Annotated in this window: 14 protein-coding genes and 1 riboswitch; of the genes, 6 read left to right on the forward strand and 8 right to left on the reverse strand. The window is 55.7% G+C overall.

Features of this window, described 5'->3' with window-relative positions; all coding sequences use genetic code 11:
• Positions 1-21 precede the first annotated feature (21 nt).
• A complete protein-coding gene (locus ACQUQU_RS10840; RefSeq protein ID WP_430459702.1) occupies positions 22-993 on the reverse strand; it encodes an ABC transporter substrate-binding protein in 972 nt (323 codons plus the stop codon).
• Between the two features lie 484 nt (positions 994-1477).
• Positions 1478-1587, forward strand: a riboswitch (guanidine-I (ykkC/yxkD leader).
• Between the two features lie 197 nt (positions 1588-1784).
• Here ACQUQU_RS10840 and ACQUQU_RS10845 point away from each other — a divergent pair.
• From ACQUQU_RS10845 to ACQUQU_RS10870, 6 genes are all read left to right on the forward strand, one after another.
• Complete coding sequence (locus ACQUQU_RS10845; RefSeq protein WP_430459703.1) at positions 1785-2522, forward strand: urea amidolyase associated protein UAAP1; 738 nt, start codon at positions 1785-1787, stop codon at positions 2520-2522.
• 9 nt (positions 2523-2531) lie between these two features.
• The gene (locus ACQUQU_RS10850; RefSeq protein WP_430459704.1) at positions 2532-3167 is read left to right on the forward strand and encodes an urea amidolyase associated protein UAAP2; all 636 of its coding nucleotides are present in this window, start codon (positions 2532-2534) and stop codon (positions 3165-3167) included.
• Between the two features lie 207 nt (positions 3168-3374).
• Positions 3375-7004, forward strand: a complete 3630-nt coding sequence (gene uca / locus ACQUQU_RS10855; RefSeq protein WP_430459705.1) for an urea carboxylase — start codon at positions 3375-3377, stop codon at positions 7002-7004.
• A 231-nt stretch (positions 7005-7235) separates the two neighbouring features.
• Entirely contained in the window at positions 7236-7553 is a 318-nt protein-coding gene (locus tag ACQUQU_RS10860) for a hypothetical protein (protein ID WP_430459706.1), read from the forward strand.
• 111 nt (positions 7554-7664) lie between these two features.
• Positions 7665-8420, forward strand: coding sequence for an enoyl-CoA hydratase/isomerase family protein (locus tag ACQUQU_RS10865; RefSeq protein WP_430459707.1), 756 nt, complete (start codon positions 7665-7667; stop codon positions 8418-8420).
• Between the two features lie 244 nt (positions 8421-8664).
• Complete coding sequence (locus ACQUQU_RS10870) at positions 8665-9369, forward strand: type 1 glutamine amidotransferase (RefSeq protein ID WP_430459708.1); 705 nt, start codon at positions 8665-8667, stop codon at positions 9367-9369.
• A gap of 153 nt (positions 9370-9522) precedes the next feature.
• Here the strand turns inward: ACQUQU_RS10870 and ACQUQU_RS10875 are convergent, their stop codons facing one another.
• The 7 genes from ACQUQU_RS10875 to ACQUQU_RS10905 all read right to left on the reverse strand — a co-directional run bounded on the left by ACQUQU_RS10875 (position 9523) and on the right by ACQUQU_RS10905 (position 18806).
• Positions 9523-10563 (reverse strand): adenosine deaminase, encoded by a 1041-nt coding sequence (locus ACQUQU_RS10875; RefSeq protein ID WP_430459709.1) that lies wholly within the window; start codon positions 10561-10563, stop codon positions 9523-9525.
• Between the two features lie 69 nt (positions 10564-10632).
• Entirely contained in the window at positions 10633-11604 is a 972-nt protein-coding gene (locus ACQUQU_RS10880) for an isopenicillin N synthase family dioxygenase (RefSeq protein WP_430459710.1), read from the reverse strand.
• Positions 11605-11862: 258 nt separating this feature from the next.
• Positions 11863-12957, reverse strand: coding sequence for a BMP family ABC transporter substrate-binding protein (locus ACQUQU_RS10885; RefSeq protein ID WP_430459711.1), 1095 nt, complete (start codon positions 12955-12957; stop codon positions 11863-11865).
• Between the two features lie 295 nt (positions 12958-13252).
• Positions 13253-14356 carry a fatty acid desaturase family protein gene (locus ACQUQU_RS10890; protein ID WP_430459712.1) on the reverse strand — a complete coding sequence of 368 codons (1104 nt, stop codon included), beginning with the start codon at positions 14354-14356 and terminating at the stop codon, positions 13253-13255.
• Between the two features lie 9 nt (positions 14357-14365).
• A complete protein-coding gene (locus ACQUQU_RS10895; protein ID WP_430459713.1) occupies positions 14366-15487 on the reverse strand; it encodes a flavin reductase family protein in 1122 nt (373 codons plus the stop codon).
• A 273-nt stretch (positions 15488-15760) separates the two neighbouring features.
• Positions 15761-16807: a GGDEF domain-containing protein gene (locus ACQUQU_RS10900; protein WP_430459714.1), complete on the reverse strand. Its 1047-nt coding sequence runs from the start codon at positions 16805-16807 to the stop codon at positions 15761-15763.
• A 400-nt stretch (positions 16808-17207) separates the two neighbouring features.
• The gene (locus ACQUQU_RS10905; protein WP_430459715.1) at positions 17208-18806 is read right to left on the reverse strand and encodes an isocitrate lyase; all 1599 of its coding nucleotides are present in this window, start codon (positions 18804-18806) and stop codon (positions 17208-17210) included.
• Between the last annotated feature and the right edge of the window lie 178 nt (positions 18807-18984).

Raw genomic sequence — 18984 nt, forward strand, 5'->3', positions numbered from 1 at the left:
GGCGCCGGGGATCGGGCAGGATTACAGAGATTCCATCAGAGACGGATCGATGTAGCTCGCCACCGGTTGCTTGTCGGTATACACCTTGTTGTCGACGTTGAACTGGTCGGCAATTTCGGTTGAACCGTACAGGGATTTAAAGCCAGCGGCTTTCTTCATGAATGGCTTGGCTTCTTTCAGGGTCAGGATCTTGGTGCCATCGATAAAGCCTTTGTATTCTTCAGCAGACAGACCCACGCGGGCCGCCATGATGCTGATGGCTTCTTCACGGGTTTTCGGATCGTTCAGGTAATCCACCGCCATGTACCAGGCTTTCAGCACTTTTTTCCACTCTTCTTTATGAGCAGACAGGCTGGATGGAGAAACCGCCAGAACGTCGTAAATCAGACCCGGTTCATCCGCGCTGGAATAAATACGCTTGGAACCCGGAACCAGTTGCAGAGCCTGACCTGAACTTGGCTGCCAGGCGCCAACTGCATCCACCTGACCAGATGCCAGAACCTGTGGGGTTTCGTTGGTTGGTACGTTCACCAGCTCAACATCGGCTTCGGTCATGCCATTTTTGCCCAGTGCGTTCAGCAGCAGCAGGTGGTCAACGAAACCGACTTCAACACCCACTTTTTTACCTTTCAGGTCTTTGATGGAGTTAATGCCAGGGGCACCAACGATCATGTCGTTGCCCGCGCTGTAGTCGTTGATCAGAATCATCACGTTCTGAGCACCGGTAGAACCGGTTACCAGCGCATCGCCGTTGGTCATGGCCACGGCATCCAGTTTGTTGGCCGCAAAAGCGTCCATACTGGCGACGTAGTCGAACCACTCGAACTGCACCTCAACGCCCACTTTTTCGAACATTTTCTTTTCAATCGCAATTTCCCAGGCTACCCAGCCCGGCCAGTCGCTGTAGCCGATTTTCAGAGGCTCAGCGATGGCATTCCCTGCCAGCATCAGACCTGCGAACAATGAGCCCAGCATGCGTTTCTTCATCGTCATAAGGTGTCTCCCGGTATTACGTTTTTAAAAGTTGGTAATACTCGGCATAGCACCAAGCGTGCCACCTGTCGGAAAAATCCAGTCATATTGGCCGCTTAAAAATGAAATGCTCCGCTCAGGCAGATGACCGATTCCGGGGAAGCAGACAGCCACGGGCTTCGCCGGCGACCCGACAGCCACTGTGCAAAATATGGCCAGCGGGTCATTGCCGACAATCGCTGCAAGACGGCGCAAAGCGCCTGACCCGATGCGTGCTGGAAAAATCCAATAATGCACCATAAATAAGCCTATCAATAACATGACGCACCATTAATGGGCATTAATGCACCAATAAGAATCAGCAATTCCGCGTGCGCACTGACTTTGTACACTGGCACGGGATTCGCTATTTCGTTATTGTTCGCAGGGTCGGCCGACTGCTCAGATTTGCACTGACGCACAGCCGATTCATACGCGCTGCAGAAGAGCTTTCTTCTGCCAAACAGCAATGGGGCACTAGGGTTCCGGTCTTTTTTAAAGATGTCTGGTCCGAGAGTGACCGACCCGCCGGATGCGTACCGGAGGGTTACACGGCGGGATAAAAGCCCGGGAGATCAACAGGCCGCTGGGCGCCACTGGCGCCGGCGCTGCTGGTATCCAATCTGTGTAACCTGAGAAACGTCATGACGATTACCCGGCACATTTTTATCTCTGACAAAATCCCCACCCTTGCTGCCCGATTCATGTGCAGTTCCGTACGCGTTTGCGCACGGAATAATCGCTGCCTGCCTGCTGCTTAAAAGGAAATCACCATGCATACCCGCTACCTCGACGGACAACCGGTTTACGAAGACACTTTAGGCGGTGGCTGTCACTGGTCCATGCGCCTGAAAAAAGGCACCCTGCTGACCCTCACCGATGTGAAAGGCGGCGCCAACGTCGGCATGCTGTTCTACAACCCGTATGACCTGCTGGAAAAATACAACGCCCCGGACACGCTGAAATGTCAGCACACCTTCAAGCTGACCACAGGCCATTGTCTGTATTCCGATATGGGCCGTATTTTTGCGTCGGTTGTGGAAGACGACTGCGGCTGGCACGACACCGTATGCGGCAATCTGAATAAAGAAAACCTGCAGAAAAAATGGACGCTGAAAACCTATCAGCAGGCGCACAACGGCTGGACCCAGAACGGTTACGACAGCTTTCTGGTTGAGCTGGCCAAGTACGGCTTAAACCGCAAAGACATGGCCGCCAACCTGAATTTATTCAGCAAGGTCGAAACCGACGACAACGGCAATATGCGCTATGTCGCCGGTGCTTCCAAAGCCGGTAGTTCCGTTACCCTGCGCTTTGAAATGGACACCCTGGTCATTCTGCATACCTGCCCGCATCCGCTGAACGATGCGCCGGAATACCCGGTTTGCCCGGTGCATTACCGCATAGGCAAAGCCAAAGCGGTAACGGACGACGACCAGTGCAAAAACAGCTGCAGCGAAAACCAGCGCGGTTTTAAAAACAATTTCCTGTACAACTTCTGCGCGCAGTGAGGACACATCATGATTAAAGCAAGCACACTGAATCCGCAGGACGCCAGCTTCCGCCAGACCGTACTGGCCGGTGACTATTTTATTCACCGCATCGAAGCCGGCCAGACCATCCGTATTCTCGATCTGGAAGGCAATCAGGCCGCCGATACGCTGTTTTACAACGCCGATGATCCGAACGAACGCTACAGTGCCATGGACACCATCCGCGAACAGGGCAATGTGTATCTGACCGCCGGCTCGGTGCTGATGACCAATGAAAACCGCCCGCTGCTGGAAATTGTTGCCGATACCTGTGGCCGTCACGACACCCTGGGTGGTGCCTGTGCGACGGAATCCAACACGGTGCGTTATTCGCTGGAAAAGAAATGCATGCACGCCTGCCGCGACAGCTGGATGCTGGCCATTAATCAGCACGAAGAATTCGGTCTGGATAAGGCCGACATCACCCACAACATCAACTTCTTTATGAACGTACCTATTACCCCGGAAGGCGGCCTGACCTTTGCTGACGGCATTTCCGATGCGGGTAAATACGTGGAACTGAAAGCCCTGATGAACACCGTTGTGCTGATTTCCAACTGTCCGCAGCTGAATAATCCGTGCAATGCCTATAACCCAACGCCGATCGAAGTGATCGTCTGGTAATTTTGGCTCGTCGTATCTTTGTTGAACGTCCGGATCAAAATGCTCTCCGCTTTTGATCTGCGTGCCGACGGCACCGGACGTTCGCCGCAATACGCCATCGCCAGCATCGTCATCTGTTGATGATGATGCGTTAAAGAATTCAAGCCTGAGGACGACCTCAGGCAGCCGAAATAATGCGGGACGTCCCGCCCGGTGTGAGACCGAGTTATGTTTGAAAAAGTACTGATTGCCAACCGTGGTGCCATTGCTGTGCGTATTATGCGCACGCTGAAAAAACTCAATGTGAAATCCGTGGTGGTGTATCACGAAGCCGACCGCCATTCCCTGCATGTGCAGCAGGCTGATGAAGCCTACAGCCTGGGTAATGGCAGCGTCGCGGAAACCTACCTCAACCAGAGCCGCATTCTGCAGATTGCCAAAGAAGCCGGTGCCGGCGCCATTCACCCGGGATACGGCTTTCTCAGCGAAAACACCGGCTTTGCCACTGCCTGCGAACAAGCCGGCATTGCCTTTCTCGGTCCGCGCCCGCAGCAGATGGACGCCTTTGGTTTAAAACACAGCGCCCGTCAGCTGGCCGAAGACAATAATGTACCCCTGCTGCCCGGCACCGGTCTGTTAACCGACATTGCCAGCGCCATCAGCGAAGCCGCACGCATCGGTTATCCGGTGATGCTGAAAAGTACCGCCGGTGGTGGCGGTATCGGCATGCAGCTGTGCTACAGCGATGCTGAACTGACCCAGGCGTTTGAATCGGTTAAGCGCTTAAGCGCCAACAACTTTGCCAACGACGGCGTATTTCTGGAGAAATTCGTCGAAAAAGCGCGCCATATTGAAGTGCAGATTTTTGGTGATGGCCAAGGCAAGGTGCTGGCACTGGGCGAACGCGACTGTTCGATTCAGCGCCGCAACCAGAAAGTGCTGGAAGAAACCCCGGCACCGGGTCTGAGCGACGACCTGCGCAGCCAGCTGCACAGCACAGCGGTGCGTCTGGGTGAAGCGGTGAATTACCGCAGCGCCGGTACCGTTGAATTTATTTACGACGCCAACGAACAGCAATTCTATTTCCTGGAAGTGAATACCCGCTTACAGGTCGAGCACGGCGTGACCGAACAGGTATACGGTGTCGATCTGGTGGAATGGATGATACGTCTGGGCGCTGGCGAGCAACTGCCTCTGGATACCATTTACACCCCGGTTGGCCACAGTATTCAGGCGCGTATTTATGCCGAAGACCCGGTACAGGATTTCCGTCCCTGCGCCGGACTGTTAAGCCGCGTGGAATTTCCCGAAAGCGTTGGATTTACGAAGGACGAGAGTAGCCTGCGTATCGACACCTGGGTAGAAAGCGGCTCACAAGTACCCGCCCTGTTCGACCCAATGATCGCCAAAGTGATTACCACAGCCGCCAACCGTGAACAGGCAATTGCCCTGCTGGCCAACGCACTGAAGGATACCGAACTGTACGGCATTGAAACCAACCGCCGTTACCTGCTGGATATTCTGCAGGACGCACGGGTAAAAGCCGGTGATGTGTATACCCAGCTGCTGAAAACCCTGAATCACCAACCCACTTGTGTGCAGGTGCTGACCGCCGGTACACAAACCACTGTGCAGGATTTACCGGCCCGTACCGGCTACTGGGATATCGGCGTTCCCCCGTCAGGTCCGTTCGACAATTATTCCTTTGCACTGGGTAACCGTTTACTCGGTAATGCGGAGCAGGCCGCCGGTCTGGAAATTACCTTAAAAGGCCCGGTGCTGAAATTTATTGCCGCCACCACAGTACTGCTGGCCGGTGCCGCCACCAGCGCTCGTATTACCCGAGCTAACGGCAACAGCCAAGCCGTGGATTTCTGGCAGCCGCTCACCATTAATGCCGGTGATATGCTCGATTGCGGCAATGTCGGCAGTGCCGGTGCTCGCGCCTATCTGCTGATTGCCGGTGGTTTTAATTGCCCGGATTATCTGGGTTCAAAATCCACCTTTACCTTAGGTCAGTTCGGCGGCCATAACGGTCGTGCCCTGTTACCCGGCGATGTACTGCATTTCTCTGCAGCTACGGTAACGCCTGCTGCGCTTACCAAAGAATCAGATACAACTCTGATGCCGGATATCGGCAACGAATGGCAACTGCGGGTTATTTACGGCCCGCATGGCGCGCCGGAATTTTTCACCGATGCCGATATCAGCCGCTTCTTCGATCACACCTGGGAAGTGCATTACAACTCCAGCCGTACCGGTGTGCGTTTAATCGGCCCGAAACCGGAATGGGCCCGTGCCGACGGTGGTGAAGCCGGTCTGCACCCATCCAATATTCACGATAACGCCTATGCCATTGGCACCGTCGATTTTACCGGCGATATGCCGGTGATTCTCGGACCCGACGGCCCGAGTCTGGGTGGCTTCGTGTGCCCGGCTACCGTTACTACTGCCGATCTGTGGAAACTCGGTCAGTTAAAAGCCGGCGATAAAATCCGCTTTATTCCGGTCAGTCAGCAAACCGCGGTTGAACTGGTTAACGCCCAGAGCAATGCCCTGCAGCATCTGAGCAGCACAGAGGTCGCAGTCACAGAATATTTACCAGTCAGCCCCATTCTGCGCACCATCAGCAGCGACGAACATCCGACCGGCGTGGTGTACCGCCCGAGCGGCGACCGCTATTTACTGGTGGAATACGGCCCGCTGCAACTGGATATCCGTCTGCGTTTCCGCGTACACGCATTAATGCAGTTCCTGCAGACGCAGAATATTCCCGGCCTGTGGGAAATGACACCGGGTATCCGTTCGCTGCAACTGCATTACGATTCAACCGTTATTGCTCAGGACGCCTTGCTCGACCTGCTGCAACAGGCCGAAGCTCAGCTGGGTGATTTAAAAGACGCCGAAGTACCGTCGCGCGTTGTGCACCTGCCACTGTCGTGGAACGACGAGGCCTGTCAGCTGGCGGTGAATAAATACATGCAGTCCGTGCGCGCCGATGCGCCATGGTGCCCAGATAACATCGAATTTATCCGTCGCATTAACGGCCTGAATTCCATCGACGACGTAAAAAACATTGTGTTTAACGCCAGCTATCTGGTGATGGGTTTAGGTGACGTGTATCTGGGTGCGCCCGTGGCCACACCGATGGACCCACGCCATCGTCTGGTCACCACCAAATACAACCCGGCGCGTACCTGGACGGCGGAAAACTCCGTCGGTATCGGCGGTGCTTACATGTGTATTTATGGCATGGAAGGTCCGGGCGGTTATCAGTTTGTCGGCCGTACCCTGCAGATGTGGAACCGCTACAAGAAAACCCGCGAATTTACCCAGCCATGGCTGCTGCGCTTCTTCGATCAGGTGCGCTTCTACGAAGTCAGCCACGATGAATTAATGCAAATCCGCGAACAGTTCCCGCAGGGACAATACCCGATCCGCATCGAAGAAACGCGCTTTAATCTGGCCGAATACGAAGCCTTCCTCGCCGCCCAGGGCGAAGGTATTTCCGCCTTCCAGCAGGAACGGAAGAAAGCGTTTCAGGCCGAACTGGAAGACTGGAAAGCCAGCGGCAAATTCCATTACGACTCGTCTGCTGACATTGAAGAAGAAGCCGAAGAACGTCCGCTGGCCGACAACGAATTCAGCATCGACAGTCACGTGTCCGGCAACGTCTGGCAGTGTCTTGTCAAACCGGGCGACAACGTGGTCGCCGGTCAGCCGTTAATGGTACTGGAATCGATGAAAATGGAAATCGACGTGGTTGCTCATCAGGCCGGTGTCGTGGTTGAGGTTCTGCGCCAGACCGGTCAGGGCGTGAGCCCGGGTAAAGCGCTGGTGATTATGGAACACGCCTGAGCGGATTCTGTAAACGCTTAAACCGGCATTCAGCCGCTCACGAAAGCCGCCCGGACACTGGGCAGCTTTTTTAGGGCGGCTTTTTTATGGCGGCGTTTTATTTAAGGTGTTTATCCGCTTGCCGGTCATTTCCTTAACAAGGGTGTTTGACGTTACCGGACTTTCCCTTTTTCAGTGCCGCCCTGCTATGCTGAGCCTCCCATTCCCTTGACCGGACCACAGGCTGATTCCGTGAACCGCGACGACTATTTACACGAAGTTTCTGAGCGCCTGACGCGCATGTTCCGCGCGTCCCGTGAAGGCTACAAAGCGCCCGCTCCCGACCGCCACCGTTTGGAAGGCTTTATGCAGGCCGGCGTGTTTATGGGACTGGTCAGCCAGCAGGAACTGGCGGCGCAGATGGAAGCCATCCACCAGCAGATTTTTGGTAAAAGCATCGCCGAGCGTAAGGCCGAATCCGCCGGGCAATGGGAAGCACCGGAAACCGACTACAGCCGCTATGAAACCCCGGCCTTTGAGCGCCGCGGTGGCCAATCCGGCCGACAGTAAGTTGCACCTGTTCAGCCTGCACAGAATCCACCGAATCTGTGCAGATTGATCATTGCTCTGTCATTCAGGGTTTGCCATCATGCCGGCGATTTTGAATTCAGAGGCTCTGCCATGTATCAGGACATCACTTACAGCATTGAAGACGGCATTGCCGTTATCACCATCAACCGCCCGAAAGTGCTGAACGCGATCCGCATTCAGACCTACGACGATCTGATTGACGCACTGAACCAGAGCGACAAAAACGACGACGTCAAAGTGCTGGTTCTGACCGGCGCAGAAGGCCGTTTCACCGCCGGTAACGATCTGTCAGACCTGCTGCCACCGGCAGACATCAGCGAGCTGAAAAAGCGCGTTGGCGGTATTTTTGATGCATTCGCCGCCCTGACCAAGCCCTTGATCATCGCTCAGGAAGGCGTGGCCATCGGTATCGGTGCCAACATGCTGCTGCACGCCGACATGGCCTATGCCGGTAAGAGCATCCGTTACAGCCTGCCGTTCGCCAAAATCGGCGTGACCTCCGAAGGTGCCTGCTCTGTGCTGCTGGCGGAAGCCATTGGTCCTAAGCGTGCCAACGAACTGCTGTACACCGGCCGTTTCTTCAGCGCTGAAGAAGCTGAGAAATGGGGCCTGATCAGCGCCATGGTGGAAGACGGTCAGGCGCTTGAAACCGCCATGAATACCGCACGCGCCCTGCTGAAAAACTCCCAGGATTCCATCCGCGCCATCAAGAAACTGGGTAAGGCCGAGGGTCATGCCGAGCGCGTGAGCAAAGCCGTTGAGCTGGAAATGCAGCTGTTCGGTGACCTGCTGGAAACACCGGAAACTCAGGCGCGCATCAACCACGTACTGAAAGGCGGCAAATAAGCCGCACCGTGCGCTTAAACGCCCCAGAAAAGCCCGGGTATTTCCGGGCTTTTTTATGCCCGTCATCCGGCCCGCTCGCGCCGGACATAAACAGATAAATACATATTCAGAGGCATATACCCTCTGCGGGATATGGGAGTAACGCTGAAAACCGGCGACAATCACAAAGCCCCCGCCACGCCAGTTGAGCGGTTCAGCGGGTAGTTTAATTCCGTACGTTTCAACCCGTTCAGGGGAGCCCGCGATGCGCGTTACCGTTTTACAGCATGCCCCATACGAAGATTCAGGCTACGCCGGCCCGTATTTAAACGCGGCTTACGGCGCGCAGCTGAACACAGTGCACATGTACCAGCCCGGCAGTCAGTTACCCGACGTCAGCGACCTCGATATGCTGGTGATCTGCGGCGGGCCGATGGGCGCCACCGACGATGCCGACTATCCCTGGCTGACAGCCGAGAAAGCTTTTATCCGTGCTGTGATCGACGCCGGTAAAACCGTTCTGGGGCTGTGTCTGGGCGGCCAGCTCATTGCCGCCAGTCAGGGGGCAGAAATCCGCATGAACCCGACCGCGGAAGTGGGCTGGTATCCGCTGACGGCGCACCACGCCGACAACGCCTTCCGCTTCCCGCCGGACGCCATGGTGATGCACTGGCACTACCAGACCTTCGCTCTGCCCGCGAACGCGCGTCTGCTGGCCTCCAGCGCCGCCTGCGCCCATCAGGCGTATCAGATCGGCGACCGTGTGATCGGCCTGCAGTGCCACCCGGAAATGACCGCCGACAATATCCGTTACCTGATTACGCATTTCCCGCAAGAGCTGACCGGAGAACCGGGCATCATGTCCTATGACGAAATCGACACAGGCGTTGACCAGCATGCGGAAAAAGCCAACCAATTAATGGCCGCGATTATTGATTATCTGGTGGGTAATGCCGGGTTGGTTAATTAATGCGGGGAAAAACCGCACACGCCCAATGAAGCACCCAATAGAACGCCCAATAAAAAACGCCTGACGGAAACGTCAGGCGTTTTTGTTTTTATCGAGGTCACGATTAAAGCAGGCCGTGTTTTTAGACTGCCATCGCCCCCTATCGATAGCTGATCAGGCGGCAATGACCTGCTGCAGTTTCTTCATCATTGAGGCTTTCGCGGCATCCGACGCAAAGCTCGCCTGAATGCTGTTCGCCGCCAGACGGGCCGCCTGTTCACGGGTCATACCGAGCGCCTCAACCAGCGCCTGATAATTCGCCAGCAAATAGCCACCGAAGAAGGCCGGGTCGTCGGCGTTAACAGTCACGCACAGGCCGCGGTCGAGCAATTGCAGAATCGGGTGCTCGCTCATGTGCTGATACACCTTCAACCGGGTGTTCGACAGCGGGCACACGGTCAGCGGCATATTTTCCCGCGCCAGACGGTCCATCATGGCGTCGCTGTCGGTGCATCGTACGCCGTGGTCGATGCGCTGCACTTGCAGTACATCGAGTGCGCTTTCGATATAAGCCACCGGGCCTTCTTCACCGGCGTGAGCAACGGCCTTCAGGCCCAGCTCGCGGGCGGCGGCAAATACGCGGGCAAATTTTTCCGGCGGATGACCGACTTCGGATGAATCGAGCCCGACACCGACAAAATGGCTGAGGTAGGGTTTCGCCATCTCAAGGGTGGCGAAGGCCGCGTCTTCACTCAGGTGACGCAGGAAACACAGAATCAGGCCGCTGCTTATGCCGAGTTTTTGCTGGCCATCGTGTAATGCGCTGCTGATGCCACGCACCACCACACCCATGTCGATGCCACGGTCGGTGTGTGTCTGCGGATCAAAGAAGGGTTCGATGTGCACCACGCCTTCGGCGTGACAGTGCTCAAGGTAGGCCCAGGTTAAATCGTAAAAATCCTGCTCGGTGCGCAACACGTCGGCGCACTGATAATAAATATCGAGAAACGACTGCAGGTTGGTGAAGTCGTAGGCTTTTTTCACTTCGTCGATGCTGGCATACGGCAGCTGAATCTGGTTGCGGGCCGCCAGTTTGAACATCAGCTCAGGCTCCAGTGAGCCCTCCAGATGCAGGTGCAGTTCGGCTTTTGGCAGCGCACGCAGAAAATCTGTGGTGGCAATGTCATTGCCCTGTGCGACAGAGAGTACGGTCATAAATCCCCCTTTTTGTTCTGAGTGAGCAGCGCGTCCGTGCGCCGCCCGATGATTCCGGCCGTTACCGCCTCAGGCGGTTTTTTGCCGGTAAGCGTAGGTCGCGGCAAAGCGCGACAGAATCCACTCGCCGCTGGTAATCGGCGGGTATTTGGCTTGTTCGCCCTCGGCCAGACAGGTGTCGATGCAGGACACCGGCGTATCAAACTGAGGTTCTACAAAGAATGGCATGGAATAGCGGTGCTTGCCCGGCGCCAGATTGCGCACGCGGTGCGCGGTAGAGCGGTACGCGTCGTTGGTCCAGCGCTGCATCAGGTCGCCGATATTGACCACCAGCGCGCCGTCAATCGGTGGGGCGCTGATCCAGTTGCCATCGTTGCCCTGCACTTCCAGGCCGCCCACAGCGTCCTGCGCCAGCAGGGTAATGCAGCCGTAGTCGGTGTGAGCACCGGCGGCCATGGCGTCTTCCGCTACCGGCTGGTCGGCCGGGCGTGGCGGGTAATGAATAAGGCGCAGCACGGTAACGTGTTCGCTGTCGAACCAGCGGGTGAAGAAGGTTTCTTCCAGGTTCAGTGCCAGTGCCATGGCGGCGAGCATTTTCTTCGCCACACTCAGCAACAGGCCGTAATGCTGATTCATCTGCTGCTGGAAACCCGGCATATCGCCGTACTGATTCGGCCCGTACAGTTCAGGGCAGGCCGCAACCACCGGGTGTTCAGGGTGAACATCCAGTGCCATATCAAAGGTTTCTTTCCAGTCAGTCGGTTTGCTTGGGTCCAGTTGCTCCGCACCATGACTGCCCCAGCCCCGGTGATTGCTGCTGTTGGCAATCTCCATCGCACGTTTGGCGTCCATCGGCTGTTCAAAGAAACGCTTCGACAGATCAAACATGGCGTCGAGCTGTTGCTTGGAAATGCCGTGTCCGGTGATGGCGAGAAAGCCGATTTCACGGCAGGCGTGGTCAATCTGCTGAATAACGCCGGCCCAGTCGGCACGGTCAGGGCTGCTTAATGCGGAAATATCAATTACTGGAATTGTTGTCATAACAAAAGCCTTTATCGGTAAAGTTACCACCTGAATCCGTTGCGGTTTCAGGCGCCTCTTTCCCCGGCATCGGGAAAAGAAGAGTCCCGGTATTTGCTCTTACCAAGAGGGTATTCACTCTTACCAAGAGTTGGCTTCGCGAGCGCTCAGGCTCTGGGCTCTAATGGTCTGGCTTCCCTGCAGACAAGGCGGCCTGAGCCGCCCTGTCGGAAGCCTGCGGACAGAACGCCGCAGGCGGTCTCCCCCGAGGGGTGAGAATTACTTCGGAATGGTAGCGTCAATGCCTTCGATGTACCAGTTCACACCGGCCAGTTCAGCATCGGTCAGGGTGTGGCCAGCGGCCACAACCACGTTACCCTGGTTGTCTTTGATCGGACCAGTGAATGGCTTCAGGGTACCGGCTTTCAGAGCCGCCTGAGCTTCAGCCACTTTGGCTTTCACGTCGGCTGGCAGGTTGTCGTTCACAGACGCTACAACCAGCATGCCTTCGGCGAAACCACCCCAGAAATCCTGTGGTTTCCAGGTACCGTTCATCACAGCTTCGATAGAAGAAATGTAGTGCGGTGCCCAGTCATCCTGGATAGAGAACATGTGAGCGTTCGGTGCGAACTTGCTCATGTCGGAAGCCTGACCAATCGCTTTCACGCCACGCTTCTCAGCCGCCATCAGAGGCGCCGGAGAGTCGGTGTGCTGGATCAGTACGTCAACACCCTGGTCGATCAGAGCGTTAGCGGCTTCGCTTTCTTTAACCGGGTCGTACCAGGTGCTTACCCACATGATTTTGATTTTCACGTCCGGGTTCACAGACTTGGCGGCCATGTACACGGAGTCGATGTCGCGGATCACTTCCGGAATCGGGAAAGACGCGATGTAACCAATGGTGTTGGTTTTGGTCATCATGCCGGCGGCGATACCAGACACGTAGCGGCCTTCATAGGTACGCAGTACGTAGGTCGACATGTTGTCGCTGCGCTTGTAGCCGGTGGCGTGTTCGAAGAAGATTTTCGGGAATTTCTTAGCCACTTTTTCAGTCGGGTTCATGAAACCGAAAGAGGTGGTGAAGATCATGTCGTTACCTTGCTGGGCCAGCTGGCGGATGACACGCTCAGCGTCAGCACCTTCAGGCACTTTCTCTACGTAAGTGGTTTTCACTTTGCCAGCGAAATGCTTTTCCACTTCCTGACGGGCACGGTCGTGCTCGTAAGACCAGCCGTAGTCACCAACAGGGCCAACGTAGACGAAACCGACTTTCATCGGATCTTCCGCCAGCGCACCGGAGGCGGTAACGCCCAGCCCCAGTGCCAGTGCAGCGGATGCCACCCAGCGTTGCCAGTTGTTGTGTTTCTTCATCATAACTCTCTCCGTTATTGATCAATTACCTGCGTGCAGGCTTCAAAAAAACTCGCGTCTCCGGCTTTTAGCAATAACTTGGCCAACCGGTCAAGAAAAGACAAAATCCGCAAAAAATCGCGCACTCACGCGACCCAAGTGCGTCATTTGCGCCACAGGCGCCGGTTACAGGGGAATTTCAGCGTATATGATGCACTGAAATGCGGCCAGCTTCACGCACAACCGCACCAATTCAGATCAGAAAGATAAGAAGCCCGCCTGAGTGGCGGGCCTGCAGCAGAACGGGATGAGGGCGTGCTCAGGCAGCCGACTGAGTGCCGCTACGGTCCGGGAAGGAATACCGCAGCACACGCTGCACCACGGTCAGATACTGATGAGCGAAAGAGCCGGTGTTGTACGCCACGTTGTGACGCTCGCAGATGGCCTGCACTTTTTTCGCCATGGCCGGGTAATGACGGGCCGGAATATCCGGAAACAGATGATGCTCAATCTGGCAGCTCAAATGGCCGGTCAGAATGTGGAACCAGCGCGGACCTTCCAGGTTTGACGACCCCAGAATCTGGCGGAAATACCACTGACCGCGGGTTTCATTTTTACAGTCTTCCTCGCGGAACGTTTGCGCCTGTTCAGTGAAATGGCCGCAGAAAATAATGGTCGAGGTCCACAGATTGCGGATGATATTCGCCGCCATATTGCCGAAAAATACCCACCAGAAAACCGGGAAACAAATCAGCGGCCAGAACACGTAATCCTTAAACAGACCTTTACCGATTTTATTGAAAAAATCGTTTCGTAACTGGCGACGGGAAATCGGCAGGCTGCTGTCTTTACGGCGCTTATTTTTACCGACAAAAATACGCTCGGCTGCCACTTCGTGATACGCCACACCCCACTGAAACAGCAGGCTCAGATTGATATAGGTAAAGAACTGCCACAGGTTTTTCGGCTTCCACGGCAGGTCATCACTTAAGCGCAGCAAGCCGTAACCGTAGTCGCGGTCTTTGCCGATAATATTGGTGTAAGTGTGATGTTCGTGGTTGTGATAACGCTTCCACGAATCGCCGTCACCGACGATATCCCACTCGAAATGGCGCGAATTAATGTGCGGGTCGTTCATCCAGTCGTACTGACCGTGCATCACATTATGGCCGATTTCCATATTATCGAGAATTTTGGCCAGCCCCAGCGCCAGCACACCGGCCACCCACCACAGCGGGTTGAGAAAACCGAGCACCAGCAACAGGCGCCCGAGAAGGTCGAGCCCACGCTGTACACGGATCACGCGGCGGATGTAGTCGGCGTCGGCCTGACCAATCTGCGCCAGCGTTTCATCGCGTACCGCATTCAGTTCCTGTTCAAAGCCTTTGAGGCTGTCTGCCGATGGCAAAAGGTTATAGGTCATGGTCAGGCCTCACAGATCAAGCACAAGGTCGCCGGTGGCGACGGATACACACAATTGAATCTCTTCCGGACCGGTATCGGAGTAACGTCCGGTCTGGGTGTTGAACACCACCCCACTGCTCTTTTTGCAGATGCACTGGTGGCACACGCCGATGCGGCAGCCGGACACCGGCTTCAGACCGGCTTCTTCGGCCACCTGCAGCAGAGGCTTGGGTTCATCCGATGACAACTCCACCGCTTTGCCGCTGCGGGCAAACGACACCACGGCGTCATCAGCGCTGGAGCGCGGCATATCGACGGGTGCTGCGCCGAAATATTCGAAACGCACATCCGCCACACCAATGGCCGCTGTGGTTTCACGGGCAGCGCGGATCATGGCCGACGGGCCACAGATCATGGCGGTACGTACCGCGGCATCCGGGCAATAGAGATGCAGGTGGTCCACGGAAATAAAGCCCTGATGCTCGGAATCGATGAACGACACATTGAGCTGCGGCATCTCCAGCATGAAGCGCTGCAGCTCATCGCGGAACAGCCAGGCCTGCGCGTGGCGTGCGTAATACATCAGGTGAATATTGCGGCCACTCTGCGCACGCGCCAGCTGCTGCAACATAGAGCGGAACGGCGTAATGCCACTGCCGCCGGCAATCATCAGCAGCGGTGCATCACCGGCCGGCAGCACAAAGCTGCCCTGAGCGGCCGACAGGTTGCAACGGCCACCGTGGACGAAATGTTCACGGAACCACGGCGTCATACGGCCGCCGTCCTGCACGCGGATGCTGAGTTCGATCAGACCGGTACGGCGGAAGTAATCCGGTGAGCTGGAAATACTAAAACAACGGCTGCTGCGTACGCCATCACGCTCGCTGATCAGCTCCAGAAACTGACCCGCCTGAAACCCGGCCCAGCGGGCTGCCGGGCGGATCACCAGGGTGTACACATCGTCGCTTTCGGCACGCAGCTGCGTCACGCGCGCCAGCACGCTGTCGGTGGACCAGCCCGGACGTACCAGCTGGATAAGAGGTTCGAAATAGGCCGCAAAGCGGTCGTGTTGCGTCAGGCTTTGGGCAAGCCATTGCCAGAGACTGGCAGACATCGTTTTTGGCTCGGAGAATGAGGCACTCTGATTCATGATTCGCGATCCGGAAAGGCACAAACACACACGGGACGTGTCACTTCCGGCGCGTTTTACCCACAGGCCCGACTAAAGTCCAACAGCAAAACCGGCGCGGTTTTGCTGGCTCATTCTGTTACATTTTGTAATCGATAGAATGTAAGCAATCGCTTACTTGAAAGACCTTACAATGACTGGGATCAGCCGGCACGATGCGTGAATAAATATCCTCAATTCAGGCATCGACCACCAAAAGATGAACTATAGGCACAAATATTGTGCCTCTGAAGCTTAAGCCAGGGGCAGGAATTCCGGGGTTTCCGTGACCGCCCGGTCGTCGGCCACCACCCGGTTACGACCGGCGTATTTGGCCGCGTACATGCGCGCGTCAGCGGCATGATAGAGGTCGACCATGGTCAGTCCGTCAGCGCCACTGACCGCCACACCGAAGCTGGCGGTGAATGGAATTTCACGCCCTTCGACGCGGAAACCACCCTCTTGCAGCGAACGACGCACGTTTTCGGCGACTTCAACCGCGCCGGCGATGTCAGCGCCCGGCAACAGAATGCAGAACTCTTCACCGCCCAGACGGAAGACGTAGTCGGTTTTACGCACCACACTTTGCAGCTTGTCGGCCGCATGGATCAGGGCCAAGTCGCCAACCGGGTGGCCGTACTGATCGTTGATGTGTTTGAAGTGATCCAGATCGAGCAGAATCAGCGCCACCGTCTGTTTGCGGGCATCGGCATTGCGTACCTCCGACTCCACCAGCTCGGCCATGCGCATGCGGTTGAGCAGGCCGGTCAGGCTGTCGCGCTCGGCGATGCGCAGCAGCTTGCGGCTGAAACGCGCGCGGCTGTATTCGTAATGATGCGCAAAACTCCACACCGCCAGCGCACAGGTGATGACGTTGGCCACCGCCACCGGCTGCAACAAGCCGGAGTCGTGGAAGCGCAGGTAGAAAATCACCGCCGAGGTCAGCAGATAGACCCCGGTGATGACGAAACCGCGGGCCACACCGGTGAGCAGGTACGACACCTGAGGAATCAGGAACACCCAGACAAACACCGTTTCTGAAGTGCCGGGCTGCGCCAGCGCAAACATCATGATGGTGAAGAAAGGAATGAGGTACGCCAGAATCCAGCGGTTCAGATTGCGGGCGTTCGGCACCAGCTGATACAGCATCAGCGAATACGCCCCAGCCAGCAGCTCCACCAGCCCCAGTATGACCATGCCACGCATCACATTCAGGGCACAGAACACAAAGCCACTGACCGCTGTCAGCAACAGCAGCACGCGCAACAGGTTGCGGCGGTAGACGGGCTCACGGTAAGACATAACAGCTCCGGGCAGATCAGCGGCGAGAGGCGCGCATTTTAGGGAACTCAGCGTCCTGAGCACAGAGCGAATGACGCCAGAGACAGCTTGATTACCTGCAGATAACTACCCGGCCAGCAAACCGGGCAATCTGCCGCCATGTTTCCGGCCAATAAAAAAGGCGGCCCGAAGGTCGCCTTTTCAGAACACTAACCGTGTCAGCAACAATTAGATGTTGTTGAACTGGTTAGAAGTGTTCTTAGCACCGCCCGCTTTCAGGGCCAGAACGGTATCCGCCGCCAGCGTAACGCTGGTAATTCTGCTCTGAAACGCTGCAGGCCCGGATACAGCGCTGTAAAAGGCCAATAAAAAAGGCGACCCGAAGGTCGCCTTTTCAGAACACTAACCGTGTCAGCAACAATTAGATGTTGTTGAACTGGTTAGAAGTGTTCTTAGCACCGCCCGCTTTCAGAGCACGATCACCAGCGTAGTATTCTTTGTGATCGTCGCCCAGATCGGAACCGGACATGTTCTGGTGCTTAACGCAAGCGATACCCTGACGGATTTCTTTACGTTGTACGCCAGCCACGTAACCCAGCATACCGGCTTCGCCGAAGTATTCTTTCGCCAGGTTGTCCACAGACAGAGCAGTGGTGTGGTAAGTCGGCAGAGTGATCAGGTGGTGGAATACGTTCGCTTCACGTGAACAGTCAGCCTGGAAGGTCTTGATGCGTGCATCAGCAGCAGCAGACAGTTCAGACTCGTCGTACTCAGCAGACATCAGCTTAGAGCGGTCGTAAGCAGAAACGTCTTTACCTTCAGCAGCCCATGCATCGTAAGTCTGCTGACGGAAGCTCAGGGTCCAGTTGAAAGATGGAGAGTTGTTGTAAACCAGTTTCGCATCTGGGTGAACTTTACGAACGTCGTTCATCATGTCACGGATTTCGTGAACAGTTGGGATCGCAGTTTCGATCCACAGCAGGTCAGCGCCGGCGTTGATAGCTTCGATACAGTCGAATACACAACGCTCGTGGCCAGTGCCTTTACGGAATTCGTACAGGCCAGAAGCCAGACGCTTAGGACGAACCAGTTTGCCGTCGCGGTTGAATACCACGTCGCCCTGTTTCATGTCTTTAACGTCAACTTCTTCAACGTCCAGGTAGGAGTTGTAGATGTCGCCCTGATCGCCTGGCTCGTTAACCACTGCGATTTCTTTGGTCAGACCAGCACCTTCAGAGTCGGTACGAGCAACGATAACACCGTCGTCTACGCCCAGTTCCAGGAATGCATAACGCAGAGCACGCAGTTTGGCGTGGAAGTCAGCGTGTGGAACGGTCACTTTACCGTCCTGGTGACCACATTGCTTCTCGTCAGCAACCTGGTTTTCGATCTGCAGACAGCAAGCGCCCGCTTCGATCATTTTCTTAGCCAGCAGGTAGGTAGCTTCAGAGTTACCGAAACCAGCGTCGATGTCAGCGATGATAGGTACGATGTGGGTTTCGTAGTTATCGATCTGAGCTTCGATTTCTTTGGCTTTAGCAGCGTCGCCAGCAGCGCGTGCAGCGTCCAGAGCGCGGAACAGGCCACCCAGTTCACGTGCGTCAGCTTGACGCAGGAAGGTGTACAGTTCTTCAACCAGGTCAGCTACAACAGTTTTTTCGTGCATTGACTGGTCAGGCAGTGGACCGAAGTCAGAACGCAGAGCAGCAACCATCCAGCCAGACAGGTACAGGTATTTACGTTCGGTAGTACCGAAGTGCTTCTTGATGGAGATCAGCTTCTGCTGACCTACGAAACCGTGCCAGCAACCCAGAGACTGAGTGTACTTGGTCTTGTCCTTGTCGAAAGCAGCCATATCACGACGCATGATAGCGGCGGTGTACTTAGCAACGTCCAGACCAGTTTTGAATTTGTTCTGCAGACGCATACGGGCAACGGCTTCAGCCTGGATTTCAGACCAGGAAGAACCTGCTGCTTCGATAACTGCCGCTGCAGCTTTGATTTCGTCTTGATATGACATGAGTCAATCCTTCAAGTTTGGGTGGGTGACGTTCGCCCTGACAGCCGCAATGGCCGTGGGCATGACGTTAGTGCAAGCGAATAGTAGAGATTTCACCCCCATAATTGAAATCAATAACATCTATACCTGATATTTTTGGGGTGAATAAACCGGACCGGGCGGATATTGCCCGTGAATT

This window comes from Thalassolituus sp. LLYu03, assembly GCF_050507655.1.
Classification (GTDB): domain Bacteria; phylum Pseudomonadota; class Gammaproteobacteria; order Pseudomonadales; family Oceanobacteraceae; genus Venatoribacter.

What these genes read in the sequence shown, in the direction of transcription:
- ACQUQU_RS10875 (WP_430459709.1), bottom strand. Translation starts at nt 10,563, where the DNA reads ATGACCGTACTCTCTGTCGCACAGGGCAATGACATTGCCACCACAGAT.
- ACQUQU_RS10895 (WP_430459713.1), bottom strand. Translation starts at nt 15,487, where the DNA reads ATGAATCAGAGTGCCTCATTCTCCGAGCCAAAAACGATGTCTGCCAGT.
- ACQUQU_RS10870 (WP_430459708.1), top strand. Translation starts at nt 8,665, where the DNA reads ATGCGCGTTACCGTTTTACAGCATGCCCCATACGAAGATTCAGGCTAC.
- ACQUQU_RS10900 (WP_430459714.1), bottom strand. Translation starts at nt 16,807, where the DNA reads ATGTCTTACCGTGAGCCCGTCTACCGCCGCAACCTGTTGCGCGTGCTG.
- ACQUQU_RS10880 (WP_430459710.1), bottom strand. Translation starts at nt 11,604, where the DNA reads ATGACAACAATTCCAGTAATTGATATTTCCGCATTAAGCAGCCCTGAC.
- ACQUQU_RS10845 (WP_430459703.1), top strand. Translation starts at nt 1,785, where the DNA reads ATGCATACCCGCTACCTCGACGGACAACCGGTTTACGAAGACACTTTA.
- ACQUQU_RS10890 (WP_430459712.1), bottom strand. Translation starts at nt 14,356, where the DNA reads ATGACCTATAACCTTTTGCCATCGGCAGACAGCCTCAAAGGCTTTGAA.
- ACQUQU_RS10840 (WP_430459702.1), bottom strand. Translation starts at nt 993, where the DNA reads ATGACGATGAAGAAACGCATGCTGGGCTCATTGTTCGCAGGTCTGATG.
- ACQUQU_RS10905 (WP_430459715.1), bottom strand. Translation starts at nt 18,806, where the DNA reads ATGTCATATCAAGACGAAATCAAAGCTGCAGCGGCAGTTATCGAAGCA.
- ACQUQU_RS10885 (WP_430459711.1), bottom strand. Translation starts at nt 12,957, where the DNA reads ATGATGAAGAAACACAACAACTGGCAACGCTGGGTGGCATCCGCTGCA.
- ACQUQU_RS10850 (WP_430459704.1), top strand. Translation starts at nt 2,532, where the DNA reads ATGATTAAAGCAAGCACACTGAATCCGCAGGACGCCAGCTTCCGCCAG.
- uca (WP_430459705.1), top strand. Translation starts at nt 3,375, where the DNA reads ATGTTTGAAAAAGTACTGATTGCCAACCGTGGTGCCATTGCTGTGCGT.
- ACQUQU_RS10865 (WP_430459707.1), top strand. Translation starts at nt 7,665, where the DNA reads ATGTATCAGGACATCACTTACAGCATTGAAGACGGCATTGCCGTTATC.